Source organism: Streptomyces sp. NBC_01410, assembly GCF_045040195.1.
Lineage (GTDB): Bacteria > Actinomycetota > Actinomycetes > Streptomycetales > Streptomycetaceae > Streptomyces.
In genome coordinates, this window is record NZ_CP109530.1 from 7,496,326 (window position 1) to 7,511,885 (window position 15,560).

Below are 15,560 nucleotides of genomic sequence, written 5' to 3' on the forward strand. Positions count from 1 at the left end.
TCACCAACGCCCCGTCTGCGTGAGGCGGCCGGAGGAATGATGGGCAGGGAAGGGCACACGGCGGCCGAGCAGCTGCCCAAGCTGCGGCTGGACGAGCTGCTGGAAGAGCTCCAGGTGCGCATCGACGCGGTGCGCGGGACACGCGACCGGGTGCGCGGCCTGCTCGAGGCGGTGCTGTCGGTCGGGCGGGAGCTGGATCTGGCGCAGGTGCTGCGGAGTATCGTCGAGGCGGCCGTGGTGCTGGTGGACGCCGAGTACGGCGCGCTGGGCGTGATCGGCGACGAGCACAAGCTCGCGCAGTTCCTGCCGGTCGGCATCGACGACGAGCGGTGGGCAAAGATCGGGGCCCTGCCCAGCGGGCACGGGATCCTGGGGGAGCTGATCCGGCACCCGCAGCCGCTGCGGCTGGCCGAACTCGCCGATCACCCGGCCTCGTACGGATTTCCGGCGCACCATCCCCCCATGCACTCGTTCCTCGGTGTACCCATCCGGGTCCGCGACAAGGTGTTCGGGAACATCTACCTCACCGAGAAACGCAGCGCCAAGGAGTTCGACGCCGAGGACGAGTCGGTGCTGTCGACGCTTGCCGTGGCCGCCGGGGTCGCCATCGAGAACGCGCGGCTGTACGAGGAGGCCAGGCTCCGGGAGCGCTGGCAGCGGGCGAGCGCGGAGGTCACCAGCACCCTGCTGTCGGGAGCACCTCGGGGTGAGGTGCTGCAGCTGATCGTCGAGCAGGCCCGGGAGATCGCGTCCGCGGACATGGGGATGATCGCGGAGCGTGACGCGGGGGAGAGCAGTCTGCGGCCGGCGCTGGCGGCCGGGCCCGCCGCGGGGCGTCGTAGCGGGATGGTGCTGTCGACTAAGGACGGTTTCGTCGGAGAGGCGTTCGCGGCGTCGGAACCGGTGATCAGCGCCCACATCGGGCAGGATCCGCGCACCGGCCGTGACGAGCCGCAGTGGGCCGGGCTCGGGCCTGTGGTCGCGGTGCCCCTCGGCAGCGGCGGAGCGGCACGCGGTGTGCTGCTGCTGGGCCGTACGCCGGACCGTGCCTCCTTCACCGAGGCGGAGGCCGACCCTCTGCTCGGTTTCGCCGGGCAGGCGGCGCTGGCGATGGAGCTGGCCGAGCGGCGCAGTGACGCGGAGAAGATCGCGCTGCTCCAGGACCGCGACCGCATTGCGCGTGATCTGCACGATCTCGCCATCCAGCGACTCTTCGCGACGGGCATGACACTGCAGAGCGCACAGCGCTTCGTGGAGCACCCGGAGGCGACCGAGCGGCTGGCCCGGGCCATCGACGACCTGGACGACACCATCAAGATCATTCGCTCCACGATCTTCGGGCTGCGGACCCACGCCGGGGGCGGCGGGGAGGGCGGGCTGCGAGGCCGCTTCACCTCGGCGGTGAAGGCATCGGCGGCCTCGTTCGGCTTCTCTCCCGGGCTGCGGATCGAGGGGCTCGTCGACACCGACGTCCCCGGCCCGGTCGCGGATCACGCGGTCGCGGTACTCGGAGAAGCCCTCAGCAACGCGGCCCGGCACTCCGGCGCGCGGGCCGTCGATGTCCATCTGCGGTGCGCCGACGGGGAGTTGACGCTCACCGTGACGGACGACGGCTGCGGCGTCCCGGCGGACGTCGTACGCAGCGGACTGAAGAACCTGCAGGAGCGCGCCGCCGGACTCGGCGGCGGGCTGTCGCTCGGTGAACGGCCGGAAGGCGGCGGCACCCAGCTGCGCTGGCGGGTGCCGGTGCGTCACGACGGATCGTCGCGGTAGCTCCGACCGCGCGCTTCAGCGGGAGGGGCGGTCCGTGGCCTCGGGCTGCTCCAGCTGGGTCGCGAGGACCGCTGCCTGGACGCGGCGCTGGACGCCCAGCTTGGCCAGCAGGCGGGAGATGTGGTTCTTCACCGTCTTCTCGGACAGATACAGCCGCTTGCCGATCTGCCGATTGGTGAGCCCTTCCCCGATCAGCGCGAGAATGTCCCGCTCACGTGGAGAGAGAGCCGCCAGTGCAGGCGCCACGGCTTCCGTGCCGGCGGGCTCCGCGCGCAGGCTGCTCATCAGCCGGGCCGTCGTCGCCGGGTCGAGCATGGACTGGCCCGACGCGACCGTACGCACCGCGGCCACCAGATCGGAGCCCTTGATCTGCTTGAGTACGTAGCCGGCCGCACCGGCCATGATCGCGTCGAGCAGGGCGTCCTCGTCGTCGAACGAGGTCAGCATCAGACAGGCCAACTCCGGCATACGGCTGCGCAGTTCACGGCACACACCGATACCGTCGCCGTCGGGCAGGCGCACGTCGAGCACGGCCACGTTCGGGCGCAGTGCCGGGCCGCGCGCCAGCGCCTGTTCGACGCTGCCCGCGTCACCGACCACGGTGATGTCCGGCTCGGCGTCGAGGAGATCGGTCAGTCCACGGCGTACGACCTCGTGGTCGTCGACGAGGAACACCCGTACCGGATCCTCCGCCGTGAATGTCCGTGCCTCGGTCATGACGGGCCCCTCGGTCGTGATCTCTCCCGCGGTGAGGACTGACGAGACGATCATCGCCCTGCCCGGGCAGGAGTACCAGGGCCGACCGGCCCTATGTGCGTCCGGTGGAGGCCCCGATCGGCCCCGCCGGGGGCACGGTCATCGCGGGCTGCCGCTGCCGTAGGGGGCGTACAGGTCGAGCAGCCGGGTCCTGGCGGCATGCAGCCGGTGGGCGGTCACCTGCCCGACCCACTGGGCGACCGCTGCCCTGAATTCGGGGTCTTCCTGGCACATTAGGCGCACCGTCGTGGCGTCGAACTCGTAGGCCCGCACCGGGCTCATCGCCTCGGCGCCCAGCTGCCACGTGTGCGGCGGGAACAGCCAGGACCAGCCGACGAGCTCGTTGATGCCCAGATTCTCGATGATGGCCGCCCGGCGGCCCGGCACATGCATGTCGAGGGTGACCGTGCCGGAGCGGATGATCCAGAAACGGTCCGCCCGTCGGCCTTCCTCGAAGATTCGCGTCCCCTGAGGGAAGTTGACCTCGCGCGCGATACGCAGCAGCTGGTCGCGGTGCTCGGCGGGCAGTGCCTGCATCATCGTGGTCGTATTCATGGCCGTGTCTCTTCTTGGAGTCCTTCACGGAGTATTCGAAGGCGGGTCATACGAAGTCCAGTACGTCCCGCACGGCCCGACGAGGGCTCGTCGGGCCCACGGGGCCGTAGCCGAGGCGGAGCGCCAGATGGACGTGCGCCATCGTCGACAGCGGTTCGCGTGCCGCCCAGCGCAGGTCGCGCCGTTCGAGAGCCTGGGTGGTGACGGAGGCGACCAGCTCGTGGCTGGTGGCCCGGAGCAGCACTCGCTGCAGGGCCTGGCCCGCGCGCAGCCAGTCGCCGGGGCGATCCCTCTCCGTTCCCAGCAGGGAGAGCTGGGGCTTCTCTTCGAAGTCCGTCGTGCCCAGGTCCGCCGGGTGGCGCCGGCCCGCGAAGTCACGGACAGGTGCCCTGCCGCCGCGACGGCGCGGCCCGAAGGCGTACTCGGGAACACCGTCGTCGGCAGCCGTCTCCGCGCCGATGCGGGTCCATTGCTCCACGTCTGCGACGCGGTCGGGGTCCATCAGGTCGAGCCTCTCCGCGTCCTCCACCAGGTCCAGCAGAAACCGCAGGTGCCAGGGCCCTGGGAAGTCCAGCGCGGCCCCCTCCAGCCGTGCGGCTTCGCGCAGGTCGTCGCGTACGGGGGAGGGGATCGGCGTGTCCGCGAAGGGGTAGCGGCTGGTGTGCCGGCGGGCGATGGCGGGGTACAGCCCGGCGAGAGTGCCGCCGGGCTGGGCAGGCGCGGACAGGTCCACCGTCGCGAGGAGGTGAGGGCGCTCGGGGTCGGGCAGCAGCCGGACATGCGGCTCCCGGCCCGCGTGCTCGGCGGCGACGCGCAGCGTGAACAGCGCGGCGCCGCAGCCGATGTGGAGGGCGCGGCCGGCCGGATCGGCGTGCGGTATCGCACGTTCATGATCGGCGTACAGCTCGACGGTGCCGGAGTCGCGCAGGAACCGGAACCGCCACGGCTGGGCGTTGTGCATGGACGGCGCGGTGGTGGCGTCCTTCACCAGTGCGGCGATGGTCGTGGTGTCGAGAGCGGGCACGGACACGACGGCCTCCCTTCGTGCGGAGCGCTGGGCGCCTGCGAGGCGGGATCAGGTTCGTTGTGCCGGGCCGGCCTCGGGGCTCGCCTCCAGCATCAGGTCGTGCCCACCGGCGGCGCTGGGGCCGAATGTCCCCAGTCGCCGGCCGTGCGGCCCACACCGCGGAGCGGGGTTTGTCGGCTCGAGTCATTCGTCCTGGACGACATGCCGCGCCTGCCCCGACCGGGCAGCCCGCTCGGCAGCATGTCGCCCCATGCGACCGCACGCCAGGCGTGGCACGGTGGTTGGGGGGCCGGAAGGCGGTGATGGTCATGCGAGCCCACATTGGTGATCAACTCGTGGTGGAAAGCCCGACCACGGGCTCGACCCGGCGCGACGGCGAGATCGTCGGACTCCACCATGAGGACGGCACGCCTCCCTACGACGTCCGCTGGTCCGACACCGAACAGATCACGCTGGTGTTCCCGGGCCCCGACGCGCATGTCCGGCACAGTGAGCACAGGCCGGAGAGCCTTCGGCAGGTGTCCCGCCGGGGGACCGACGACAGGACCCGGCGAGCCCCTGACCCCGGCGACATCGGACGGCGCGTGGCCCTCGAACGAAAGCGCCAGGGACTGACCCGTACGGAAGCGGCTCGCCGCGCCAGAATCGCCCCGGAATACCTGAGGTATCTCGAAGAGCGGTCGGCCCACCCGAGCCCGGCGACTCTCATCAGGCTGGCCGAGGCTCTGGGGACCGGGGTCGCCGACCTGCGCGGAGGCGGGGTGGACCTGCCTCCCGGACAGGGACAGGCGCTCCGCCACCCCACGCTGGAGGACCTCACCGCCGAAGAATGCCGCGCCCGCCTGTCCACGCACGGCGTAGGACGTGTCGCGGTGTCGACGCCCGACGGCCCGGCGGTCGTTCCGGTGAACTACGAGGTCATCGACGATGCGATCGTCTTCAGGACGGCCCCTGGCTCCGATGCGGCAGCGGCTGTGGGAGCAGAGGTCGCCTTCGAGGTGGACCATGTGGACGAGGCCATGAGCCAGGGCTGGAGTGTGCTCGCCGTCGGCCCCGCACAGGCGGTCACCGAGCCCGACGCGATGCGGCAGCTGGCCGAGCGGGCCCACACCGATCCCTGGGCAGGTGAACGCGACCTGTGGGTGTCGATCCGGCCCACGCGCCTCACGGGTCGCCGCATCACTCCGTCCGACAGGTGACTGTCTGCCCCCTCCGAGAGACCGGGCCGTTGGCGCTCCCCGGGCCGGACGCCTTCCCGGCTCCGCGCCGACCGGCGGCTCTCAGGCGTGCGGAACCACCGCGACGGGACAGGTGGCATGGTGGAGGGCCGCATGGGCGACGGACCCGATGCGCGTACCGATGCCGGAGCGGCGTACGCGGCGGCCCACAACGAGCAACCGCGCACGAGAGGCGGCCGACAGGAGGACCTCCCCCGCGCTCCCGATTTCGACATGCTCGATCACCGGCACGTTGGGAAAACGCTCGCGCCAGGGGGCGAGCGCCTGCTCCAGTGCCTTCTTCTCGAAGGGTTCCAGCCCCCCTGCCTCGTCGGCCAGGTACATCGAACCAGGGCTGTAGGCGAAGACGGGCGGCAGACTCCAGGCCCGCACCGCTCGCACCGTCGCTCCCCGTACTGCCGCGGCCTCGAAGGCGAATCCCAGCACCGCGTCGCTGTCCTCCGCCCCGCCCTGCTGCCCCACGACGATCTCAGCGCCCTCCGGCTCGCCCGCGTCCTCCGCACGGGCCCGGACCGAGACCACGGGACGCGTGGCGGCAGCGATCACCTGCTGACCGTACGAGCCGAGCATGAAGCCGACGAGGGCGCCGTGCCCACGCGATCCCAGTACCAGCATCTCGGCCTGCTCGTTCGCCGCGAGCAGCGCGGCAACAGCGGTGTCGGGCACCACCTCGGCGGACACCGACAAGTCCGGGTAGCGGCCGGCCAGTTGCGTCTCGGCTTCCCGTACGACGGAGTTGGCCGATTGCGTCAGTGCTTCCCTGTCCTGAACCACGGGCACGTCGATGGTCTGCCAGAGCCAGGCGTGCACGATCCGGAGCGGCAGCCCCCGAATCGTCGCTTCGCGGGCTGCCCAGTCGGCCGCGGCCAGGCTTTCCGGGGATCCGTCCACTCCTACAGCGATCGCGCGGGTCATGGGGCTGCCTCCGTACTCGGTGGGCGGCACGGTCACTCGGACCGGCCTCTGCCCCCTCAGCATCGCCGAACCGGGGGCAGCCGGCAGAGGGCCGGTCGGCCCAACATCGGTACCCGTTCGGCCGCTACGGCCCCGGCTCGCCGCCTCCGCGCCGCCCGGCCGCCGGGAGCCGTGGAGGAAGAGCACCGAGTTGACGTACCGCCGCCGGAAGGGGTTCAGGCTGCGGCGCAGCAGTCCGTGCTCGGCGACGTGTGCCGTCAGCAACTGCCGGCCCGGCAGATCGAAGTCGGACAGCGGCAGCCAGTCGCGGCCCGGCAGCACCCAGCCCCGGTAGCCATGGTGGGCGAGCCGGTTCAGTACCGGGTCCACCGGCCCGATCCGGGCCTCCAGCTCGACGAACAGCGCCGGGCGGTCACGGACCAGGATCTCCTCGGCGCCGCGCAGCACGTCCAGCTCGCTGCCGTCCACATCGATCTTGATCAGGATGACGTCTGTCAGGCCGAGACTGTCGATACGGACGCACGGTACTGGTATCGACCTGCTGTGGATGTCTCTGCGGACGAGTGAGGAGACACCGCGGTTGCCGCGGTCGCCCGCCGGCAGCCACAGGTGCGCCGTGCCGCCGTCGTGGTCCGTGGCCGCCGCGTTCACCACGTCGACATGGGCCGGTGTGGTGGCGGCCAGCACCCGGGCGAGGTGGGGGACCGGCTCGATCACCACCACCCGGTCGGCCCGCCTGGCCAGCCGCCGGGACCACGGGCCGTACCAGCCGCCGACATCCACGGCCGTGCCGCCGCCCGGGCAGAAGTCCGCCAGCCGCCGCAGCTCCGGCTCGTACCGCGGATACAGCAGACCGACGCCCGTGGCGATCAGCGCGGGCGGCAGACGAGGGGCGATCCGGGCGGCCAGTGTCATGGACCGATCCGCCTGAGGATCCGCTCGTGCTCCTCGTCGGGCACCCGCGTACCCGAGGAGGGAAGCAACTGGGGGATCCCGTCGATGATCGGATAGCGCCGGTGCAGCCGCGGGTTGTACAGGACCTCCTCGGGCAGAAGCAGCGTCAGCTGTCCCTTGTCGATCGGGCAGGCGATGATCCGGAGCAGCGGATCGTCAGGCTTCATGGGCCAACTCCTTTGTCGGCGTGGGGGGTTCGTCATGACGTGGAAGCATCAGCAGGACACAGACGGCGAGCGCCGTGCCGCCGAGCCGCAGCCCGAGCCGCAGCGGGTCTTCGGGCAGGGACTCGCCGAAGACGAACGTGCCCAGCGCGGCCGTGAACAGGCAGGTGACGGTCGTGCACACGGGCACGATCAGCGATGCCCGGCAGCGCTGCAGCGCGGTCTGGGACAGGATCAGGCCGGTGACTCCGGTGACGATCAGGAGGTACGGATACGGGGACTTCAGCAGGCCGAAGGCCGCGCCCTGGAACCCGCGGGTCGTCAGATGGCCGGAGACGCCCTTGATGGCGAGCGAGCTGACTCCGTACAACAGCCCGACGGCAACGCCGTATTCGACGCCCGCGGTGGGCAGCCGGTGACGGCGGCGCGCCCTGCGTTCCACGGAGCCGTACAGCCACAGCCCCGCCGCGAGCGCGGGCAGGCAGATCAGCAGCACACGGCCGGACGAGGCATGTCCGCCCACGGAGTCGGAGTGCTGGAGCGAGGCCACGACCATCAGCAGCGCGAGGGTGATCACGACCACGCTCCGTCGCTCGCGGCCGCTGGGGCGCTCGCCCAGCACGACCGAGGAGAGCAGAAGCAGCAGGACGAGCCCGGAGACGAAGATGCCCTGCGCGGCCGCGATGGGAAGGGTGCGGTAGACGGCGAGCTGCGCGGCGAAGCCCGCGGCGAGCGCGAACGAACCGCCGAGCCACAACGGGCTGCCGATGAGCAGGCGTACGACGCGCGCAGGTTGTCCGGTGCTCAGTCGTGGCAGGCCCGACAGCGCCCGCTTCTCCAGTACGAAGCCCGTGCTGTAGAAGACGTTGGCCAGCAGAGCCGATGCCACCCCCCACCACATGGCGCTACACCCGCCTGGCGTGCACCAGGAGGATGGAGGCCAAAGACGGCGCGGCACAGGCGGCACGGTCCACCGGGCGCAGGGGGCGCGGCACACCGTGGAAGGGCGCGCCGGCCAGGGTGACCACCTCGAAGCCCGCGGCGCTCAGGAATTCCCGCAGCGCACGGGCCGTGAACAGGCGTAGATGGCCCACCACTTGGGAACCCGGGCGGCCGTGGATGCCGCGCAGGCTGACCTCGGAGAACACGGGCTGCACCCCGAGGGCCAGCAGCACCCGGTTGTACCAGGCGGCCAGGTTCGGGGTGGAGAGCATCAGATGGCCGCCCGGTTTGAGGATGCGGCGCAGTTCGTCCAGGGCGCTGTCGGGATCCACCAGATGCTCGATGACCTCGCTGAAGAGCACGGCGTCGGCGGTCGCGTCGCCCAACGGCAGTCCGCCCGCCGTCAGTTCACCCCGCACGACATCGTTCATCCGGGTGGCGGCCCGGCGCAGCGCGTCCTGGGACCAGTCGATACCGACGATCCTGTGATCGCCGAGCAGCGGACCCGCGATGGCGGCCGCGGAGCCGTCACCGCAGCCGACGTCCACGACGACGCAGGGCTCGGCGGGCAGCACCCGGGCCAGCATCACCGCCTGCCGGCGGCTGCGCTCGTCCCCGGAGGCGACGGGGACGGCCGGGTTCTCGTAGAACTCGCGCAGTCCCGCCGGGAGAGTTCCCGTCACGGCCCGTCACCTCCTGAATCGGCCGGCAGGTCCGTCATGGCCGCCAGATACTCCGTGAAGAAGTCGCACAGTCGCCTGCCCGCCGCGTCGTCGAGGAGCGCGCGCGACCAGCGCAGTGCCAGATGCAGCCGTCCGCCGGTGCTGGCGGTGGTCACGGTCAGTCCGCGCGGCATCGAGGCGGGAGCCGAGAACCAGACGGCTTCGGCGCGGCCCGCCTCCGCGAAGTCCAGTGGATACGGGATGCGCCCGATGTTGCTGAGCAGAGTCGTCGAGGTCCAGGGTGCGGCAGCCCGCCGCGCGCCACGGGTCAGCGCGGCCCGAATCCCGACGGGCACTGCGGGTGCGGTGAGGAGGGCGGCGGCATGGCCGAGTTGAGGGCGGGGCGCCGACTTGAGGGCGCGGGTGCGTTCCGCGGTGCGGTGCAGCAGCGCGGCAAGAGCCTCGGGGCCGGGCTCGCGCGCGTACTCCCGCGCCGCGAATCCGACCTCGACGAGACGCGTGCCGTTGCCGATGGGCATCTCGGCGCCGCGGGGCCGTTCGTCGATGGGCATGGTGATACGCATGGGGCGCGGCGGGACATCGTGCAGCCGGTTCCAGCGGGCGATCATCAGGCAGGTGGCGACGAGGAGTTGATCGTTGACGGTGTAGCCGGCTCCGGCCGGCCGGCGCGGCACCGGCAGATCGGCCAGCAGAAGTCCGTTGCCGCAGCGTCCCCGGACGTCGGCCGCTGGTGCGACACGAGCGGGCCGTGCAGCGCCGCCGCCGGTGCGGGCGGGCGGCGGCCCGGGCCGCCCGGGCGCTGCGACGGTAGTGCGTACGGGAGCGAGGGCGCCGCCGTACAACTCGGCGGCGGTGGCCAGCACCCGCAGACACGCCGGCCCGTCCAGGGCGGTGTGATTGAGCGTCAGCAGCAGGACATATGAGCCACCCGCCGGCGACGGTCCGACCACCTCCAGCCGGACGGGCGGGGAAACGGACAGCGGCGGAGCCTCGGCCAGCGCTCTGGCCCTGGCCCGCTCCAGCGCGCCGGGCCCCGGCTCCGGGAAGCGGGTCGGATCCACGTCCGGAGTGCCGGTCAGCTCCCATTCGTAGCGACGCCGGTACCAGCGGCGGGGTGCCTCGCGGACCAGAATCCGCGGGTGCCTGCGCAAGGCCTCGCCGAACGCGGCCCGAAGCCGCTCCGGATCCGGCTGCCGGGGCAGGTGCACCTCGATGTGTACGGTCTCGGGCTCGTCCTCGCGCACACAGTGCCGGGAGATCTCGTCGACGACCGGAAACGGAATCCGGCCCGAAGCAGCGGGCTCGGCAGGCGGCCCCGGGCGCGCGGGTTGCAGAGCGGTCATCGCGGCGGAGCCTCCCTTAGGTCCTGTCCGGCCGGTCTTGCCGGGCTCGCGTGCCCTGGCACGGCACCTCGCTGCGTTGTCGTCAGTCGCCGACGCTCCGCGTCGGCTCCTTCCTCCGCCTTGCGATGCACCACGCCAGACCCCGCTCCCTGATCCGGCCTGATCGACCGGACAGGACCTAGGTCGATCGGTGCGCTGCCGGGCGGATCGGGGCGGGGCACGGGGCCCGGATAGAGGTGGGCAGGGCCGTTCGCCGTGCGCACCCGCTGCGGCAGGGGCGGCGGATCCGGATCCACCGCGCCCGATGTGCTGTCGCGCGTGCGCCGGTCCACGGTGACCACCGCCGCGCACAGCGCGATGAGCGCCAGGAGTTGGGCCGCCGGACCGAACGCGCCCCGCCCGGCCGAGACCGGATCGCCCGCCTGCGTCGCCGCCGCGATCCCGGCGCCCGCCATCGCCACCAGGGCGATCGGCACCAGCAGGGAGTGCCGCAGACGGGCAACCACCGCCAGCGCGGGGACGATCAGCGCGAAGGGACCCGCGACGACCGCGACCACAAGGGTCAGCGCGACGAAGCCCAGCACCCACCCGGGCTCCGGCGGGGTCATCGCCGCGGCGGCCGGGGTGGCGCTCCGGCGGCGTACGAGTGCGAGAGCCGCCAGCAGCGCCACCGCCACCGCGCCGCCGATCATCCCGATGTCGTAGAGCAGCACGGGCTCGTACTCCAGCTCGACCGTGCCGCCCGCGCCCGCGGGGATCAGCCAGGCCTGCTGCCAGCCGTCGATACGCAACGGGATCAGTGTCTTGCCGTTCAGGGTGGCTTTCCACCCGTCGTTGGCGTTCTCGTACATCTGGAGGTATGCGGCCTCGCCCGCGCCGACGGTCACGGACCGCCGGTCGCCGCGCCAGTCGACCGCGGACGCCTCCCGCTGGTCGCTGACGGCGGGTGGCCGCAGCTCGCCGCGGGCCAGTGTGATGTCGGTGAGCGCGAGGGGACCCTCGTCGCCCGCCTCCACCTGGTGCAGCCCGCGGCCCAGCGGAAGAGTGCCCTGCTCAGTCCGGCAGAGCTTCACATCGACGGGCCTGCGCTCGGTCAGATCGCGCACCGTTCCCGACGCGCTCGTCGCGTGCAGCGTGCCGTCGACGGCGACGGGCGGACCCTGGCCGCACGGCACCGAGAACCTCAGCTCCGCGGCGGGCGGCGGTGTACGCAGGTCGGCGAGTGCCGGTACGTAGACCTCGCTGAGGCCGACCGGCAACTGCATCCGGCTGTCGGCAACGGGGTTGTGCACGGTCAGCGGTGCCGCCCGGCTGACGGTGATGTCGAGCCGGTCCGTGGTGATCGGCTCGAAGCGGGCCAGGCCGTTCTCGTCGACCGCGGCCGTCACACCGCCGTTCGGTGTGCTGATCAGTATCTGCTCGGGCCGGGTGGACAGCCCGCCCGCGGCGGCGAGGACGATCGCGTCGATGGTCTTCCGGCCGGGCCAGCGCAGATGGATGACCGGCCTGTCGCCCGCGATCCATGCGGTGGTCAGATCCTCGTCGACGAGATTGCGCGGGCTGAGGCCGTTGTCGAGCCGGCTGGTCGAGTCCGCGGTCGCCGTGATCCGTCGCCCCTGCCGCGGATCGGCGGCCGTGATGAGCCGGTCGAGCGCCTCGCCGGGCACCGGCAGCGCCTTGGCCGTGACGGCGAAGTCTCCGCCCCGGCCTACGCCGAACCGGCGGTGCAGCCCCTCCTCGGCGGAGACCGGCGAGAGGCCGCCCGGGTCGCTGCCACGATGCAGCGAGAACACCTCGGCGCCCGCCTCGGTGCCGCCCGCGTCGGTGGGGAGCCGCAGCAGCCTGGTCACCTGGACACCGGGGACCGCGACCTCGCTGAAGCCCGCGCCGCCCAGTCCGGCCTTGGGCGACTGGGCCGCCAGGACCGTGATCTTCAGCCAATTGGTCTGCCCCGCGGGCGCCTTGACCGGCTGCGGGTTGCCGTTCGGAGCCAGCGGGCTGTCCTCGGAGCCCTGGTCGGTCTCGACCCGTACGAGTGTGGGGGCGGCCCGCATGCCGTCGCCCGGCAGGGGAGTGAGCTGAAGCGATGCGGGGACGTCGGTGGGCGAGGAGAAGCCGATACGCAGCCACTGACCCACGGCGTTCCCGGCGCTGCCCTCGGCCCACGCCGTCTCCGGGTTGCCGTCGAAGGCGTTCACCGGGTCGTACTGCGGCAGGTGGAACAGCCAGTTGCCGCTGCTGGACGCGGTCACCGAGGCGGCGCCGCGCAGGACGGCCGTCGTCTGGTGCCCGGCGCCCCTGTTCGGCAGGATCTGCCGCGGCCGTTCGCCCGGATCCTGCAGGCTCCCGGTGGGGTTCCGTTCGTCCGCGGTGTACGTGTACGAGGTGTTGCTGTTGACCAGTCCGAAGCGGGTGTCCGCGCGGCGCAGCCCGTCCGCGACGTACTGCGCCGCGGGCGTACCGAGGCCCGGGTGATTGTCGCCGGTGAGCACGGTGGGCCTGCCCCGCAGACTCGGATCGGCGGACAGTTGCAGCAGCGCTTCGGGGCCGCCGCTGACCACCGCGGTGCCGGCGACCGCCCGCAGGCCGACCTGTCCGGGCCGAAGGGTATTGCCGGCCGGCTCGTAGACCTCGACGGCCTGCATGCGCGGGAAGATGCCCTGGACCTGTACGGGTGTGTCGCGGGGGATGCGGCCGCCGGTGAGCAGCGGGCCGAAACCGGTGACCCGCCGATAACCGGAGGCCTCCAGGGTGCGCTTCACGGTGACCGGCGGGACGTATCCGAGCTGGTCCGGGTCGAGGTCGTTGCGTACGACGACGAAGTGGAGGCCGGCGCGTGACAAGTAGTCGCGCAGGCCCGGCACTTCGCCGCCACTCATGAGCGCCTGGTCCACCGCGTCCATCGCCCGCCGTGAGCCGGGCGTACCGAGGGGCACGAAGTCACGCTGCGCCCAGGGGGAGTCGGCCAGTACGTCGAGGGGCTCGTCGATGGGAGAGCCCCAGGTGTAGAGGCCGTGGGCGGTGGCGGGAACGACGAGGGCACGGCTGTCGGGGGAGTTCTTCTCCAGCCAGTCGGCGGCCTGCGTCCACTGGCTGGGCAGCTTCTTGAAGGCGCCGGGCTGCAGGATCGTCCCGTTCACATACGGCCAGGCCAGACCGGGCAGGACCAGCAGCGCGGCGATCAACGGCGCATGGCGGCGCGCGGGGAAGGGCCGGGCCCCGTGGCTCTCGCCCGCCGTCGCCACCAGGTGCGTCAGTCCGAAGGCGAGCGCGAGGGCGAGCCCCGGCTGGAACTTGTAGACGCTGCGGAAGGGCTTGAGCGGCCCGTTCAGCCAGTCCCTGACCGCCTCGTGGAAGGGGGCGCCGAAGGACCCGGCGTATCCGGTCAGGGCGATCAGTGCGACGGCCAGCACGGTGAGCAGCAGCCAGCGGCGCTCGGGCAGATCGCGCCGGGCCAGACCCGCGAGCCCGAGCGCGGCCGCGAACGCCGTGCAGAGGATGGTGACCGTCGCGGTCGCCACGGTCCAGCCCGCGGGCAGCCAGGCTTCGCCGAAGTGGAGGTAGGCGACCCAGTTGCCGGCTCCGCGCAGCAGTTCGGTCGCGGACATCGTCCCGGTGGTGGTGTCGGCCTGCTCGACGTACGGCATGAAGTCCTCGCCGTAGACGCCGAGAAGCAGCAGGGGGACAACCCACCAGGCGGTGGCGAGCACGACGCCGGGCGTCCACCAGGCGATCAGGGCCCGCTTGCGCGGACCCGCGGGGCGGCTGAGCAGATAGAGCCCGACGGGCAGCAGCGAGGCGAGCGTCGACGCCGCATTGACGCCGCCCATGAAGGGGATCAGCACCGCGGACGTGGCCGCGGCCACCCGCGGTGTGGTCCGGGTGCCGGTGAGCGGCAGCAGCACCCACGGAAGCAGCGCCCCGGGGAGCGCGGCCGCCGAGGTGGAGCCGACGACGATCGTGAAGGTCGGCCACAGCGCATAGCAGACGGCGCCGAGCAGCCGGGACCGTGCGCTGCCGATCTCCAGGCGCTCTGCGAGTCGCAGCGCACCCCAGAACGCGGTGGTCACGATGAGCGAGAGCCACAGCCGTTCGGCCAGCCACACCGGGATGTGCGCGAGGTCGGTGAGCGCGTAGTACGGCAGGGTCGGGAAGGCGTATCCGGCGTACTGGTTGGAGAGCCCGCCGAATCCGGCGCGGCTCTGCCACAGCTCCCCGAGGTCGCCGATGAACTTCCAGGGGTCGGCGACCACGCCGAGCTTGGTCTCGAAGGTCATCCTGCCCGGTGACACGGACAGGAAGGCGACGAGGACCGCCGCCCAGAAGGCGAGCAGCCACGATCTGCGGCGCGGCCGGCCGGCGGGCGGCGGGGACGGCGGGGGAGCGGTGGGCCGGGGACGGCCCGGCCTGCCCGGGGGGAGGGTCAACGTCGTCTCAGCCACGGGTGACTCGCAGGGGGCTGGTCATCGCTGCTGCCGTTTCTGTTCGGCGCCTAAGGACGAGGAGCAGGTTCCAGGTGGCGATCTCGCGCAGGCCCGGGACGCGGGTGACGGCCTGCGCGAGGAACGGCCAGTACCGCGAGCGGGCCGTGACGAGCGAGACGTCCTCGCGGGCGCGCACCTGGCGCAGGGTCGGACCGATGTGGATCGCGAAGAGGTTCTCGCCCAGGGTGTGCTTGGCCTGGCGCCCGGTCCGCCGCAGATAGCGGGCGCGGGCGCGGTCCGCGCCCAGGTAGTGCCAGGGCGCCCACTCGTGACCGCCCCAGGGGGAGAGCCAGTTGGTGAACGAGACGTAGATCAGCCCGCCCGGCCGGGTGACGCGGATCAGCTCGCTGAGGAAGGTCTGCGGGTCGGCGACGTGTTCCAGGACGTTGGAGGAGAAGCAGATGTCGGCGACGCCGTCGGCCAGGGGCAGCAGATAGCCGTCGGCGACCACCGAGCCCGCGGGGACGGTTCCCCGCGCGCCCAGTTCGCGCAGATCGGGTTCGAACAGGTAGCTCTGCGCACCGCGTCGCCGGAACTCCTCGGTGAAGTGGCCGCGTCCGCCGCCCACGTCCACGACCATCCTGCCGTTGAGCGGCATCTGCCGCTCCAGCTGGTCGGCCGCGTCCTGGGCGAGCAGGCTGTAACACCGGTCCGGGTCGGTCTGCTCGCCCATGAAAGCCCGGAAGAGCGTCAGGGACCTGCGGATGGAGGGGTCCTTCACGGCCG

General features: G+C 72.2%; 12 protein-coding genes and 1 pseudogene. 2 read left to right on the top strand and 11 right to left on the bottom strand.

What is annotated here, in order from left to right; genetic code table 11:
• Nucleotides 1-39 precede the first annotated feature (39 nt).
• Complete coding sequence (locus OG741_RS34285; protein ID WP_405605924.1) at nt 40-1,773, top strand: GAF domain-containing protein; 1,734 nt, start codon at nt 40-42, stop codon at nt 1,771-1,773.
• 15 nt (nt 1,774-1,788) lie between these two features.
• Here OG741_RS34285 and OG741_RS34290 read toward each other — a convergent pair whose 3' ends face one another.
• The 3 genes from OG741_RS34290 to OG741_RS34300 form a co-directional block, all read right to left on the bottom strand.
• The gene (locus tag OG741_RS34290; RefSeq protein WP_405604169.1) at nt 1,789-2,490 is read right to left on the bottom strand and encodes a response regulator; all 702 of its coding nucleotides are present in this window, start codon (nt 2,488-2,490) and stop codon (nt 1,789-1,791) included.
• A gap of 138 nt (nt 2,491-2,628) precedes the next feature.
• Nucleotides 2,629-3,084, bottom strand: coding sequence for a Crp/Fnr family transcriptional regulator (locus tag OG741_RS34295; RefSeq protein WP_405604171.1), 456 nt, complete (start codon nt 3,082-3,084; stop codon nt 2,629-2,631).
• Nucleotides 3,085-3,130: 46 nt separating this feature from the next.
• Nucleotides 3,131-4,114 carry an Acg family FMN-binding oxidoreductase gene (locus tag OG741_RS34300; protein WP_405604173.1) on the bottom strand — a complete coding sequence of 328 codons (984 nt, stop codon included), beginning with the start codon at nt 4,112-4,114 and terminating at the stop codon, nt 3,131-3,133.
• A 305-nt stretch (nt 4,115-4,419) separates the two neighbouring features.
• Here OG741_RS34300 and OG741_RS34305 point away from each other — a divergent pair, with 305 nt between their 5' ends.
• Nucleotides 4,420-5,310, top strand: coding sequence for a pyridoxamine 5'-phosphate oxidase family protein (locus OG741_RS34305; RefSeq protein ID WP_405604175.1), 891 nt, complete (start codon nt 4,420-4,422; stop codon nt 5,308-5,310).
• Nucleotides 5,311-5,391: 81 nt separating this feature from the next.
• On the opposite strand, the gene OG741_RS34310 is transcribed toward OG741_RS34305, so the two are convergent.
• From OG741_RS34310 to OG741_RS34345, 8 genes and pseudogenes are all read right to left on the bottom strand, one after another.
• A complete protein-coding gene (locus OG741_RS34310) occupies nt 5,392-6,264 on the bottom strand; it encodes a universal stress protein (protein WP_405605926.1) in 873 nt (290 codons plus the stop codon).
• 339 nt (nt 6,265-6,603) lie between these two features.
• Nucleotides 6,604-7,179 (bottom strand): annotated as a pseudogene (locus tag OG741_RS34315) (FkbM family methyltransferase); the annotation flags it as partial.
• Nucleotides 7,176-7,385, bottom strand: coding sequence for a Trm112 family protein (locus tag OG741_RS34320; RefSeq protein WP_108150550.1), 210 nt, complete (start codon nt 7,383-7,385; stop codon nt 7,176-7,178). The gene OG741_RS34320 and the pseudogene OG741_RS34315, both read right to left, overlap by 4 nt.
• The gene (locus tag OG741_RS34325; protein ID WP_405604177.1) at nt 7,375-8,283 is read right to left on the bottom strand and encodes a hypothetical protein; all 909 of its coding nucleotides are present in this window, start codon (nt 8,281-8,283) and stop codon (nt 7,375-7,377) included. Before OG741_RS34325 ends, OG741_RS34320 begins: the two co-directional genes overlap by 11 nt.
• 4 nt (nt 8,284-8,287) lie before the next feature.
• The gene (locus OG741_RS34330) at nt 8,288-9,007 is read right to left on the bottom strand and encodes a class I SAM-dependent methyltransferase (RefSeq protein WP_405604179.1); all 720 of its coding nucleotides are present in this window, start codon (nt 9,005-9,007) and stop codon (nt 8,288-8,290) included.
• The gene (locus OG741_RS34335) at nt 9,004-10,350 is read right to left on the bottom strand and encodes a condensation protein (RefSeq protein ID WP_405604181.1); all 1,347 of its coding nucleotides are present in this window, start codon (nt 10,348-10,350) and stop codon (nt 9,004-9,006) included. Before OG741_RS34335 ends, OG741_RS34330 begins: the two co-directional genes overlap by 4 nt.
• Nucleotides 10,347-14,792 carry an alpha-(1->3)-arabinofuranosyltransferase family protein gene (locus OG741_RS34340; protein ID WP_405604183.1) on the bottom strand — a complete coding sequence of 1,482 codons (4,446 nt, stop codon included), beginning with the start codon at nt 14,790-14,792 and terminating at the stop codon, nt 10,347-10,349. The genes OG741_RS34335 and OG741_RS34340 overlap by 4 nt, the downstream gene beginning before the upstream one ends.
• Nucleotides 14,785-15,555, bottom strand: coding sequence for a class I SAM-dependent methyltransferase (locus OG741_RS34345; protein WP_405604185.1), 771 nt, complete (start codon nt 15,553-15,555; stop codon nt 14,785-14,787). The genes OG741_RS34340 and OG741_RS34345 overlap by 8 nt, the downstream gene beginning before the upstream one ends.
• Nucleotides 15,556-15,560: the final 5 nt, after the last annotated feature.

Bases quoted from the DNA above. Each gene is read 5' to 3' on its own strand.
- OG741_RS34290 (WP_405604169.1), bottom strand. From the start codon at position 2,490: ATGACCGAGGCACGGACATTCACGGCGGAGGATCCGGTACGGGTGTTC.
- OG741_RS34335 (WP_405604181.1), bottom strand. From the start codon at position 10,350: ATGACCGCTCTGCAACCCGCGCGCCCGGGGCCGCCTGCCGAGCCCGCT.
- OG741_RS34320 (WP_108150550.1), bottom strand. From the start codon at position 7,385: ATGAAGCCTGACGATCCGCTGCTCCGGATCATCGCCTGCCCGATCGAC.
- OG741_RS34285 (WP_405605924.1), top strand. From the start codon at position 40: ATGGGCAGGGAAGGGCACACGGCGGCCGAGCAGCTGCCCAAGCTGCGG.
- OG741_RS34295 (WP_405604171.1), bottom strand. From the start codon at position 3,084: ATGAATACGACCACGATGATGCAGGCACTGCCCGCCGAGCACCGCGAC.
- OG741_RS34305 (WP_405604175.1), top strand. From the start codon at position 4,420: ATGCGAGCCCACATTGGTGATCAACTCGTGGTGGAAAGCCCGACCACG.
- OG741_RS34310 (WP_405605926.1), bottom strand. From the start codon at position 6,264: ATGACCCGCGCGATCGCTGTAGGAGTGGACGGATCCCCGGAAAGCCTG.
- OG741_RS34325 (WP_405604177.1), bottom strand. From the start codon at position 8,283: ATGTGGTGGGGGGTGGCATCGGCTCTGCTGGCCAACGTCTTCTACAGC.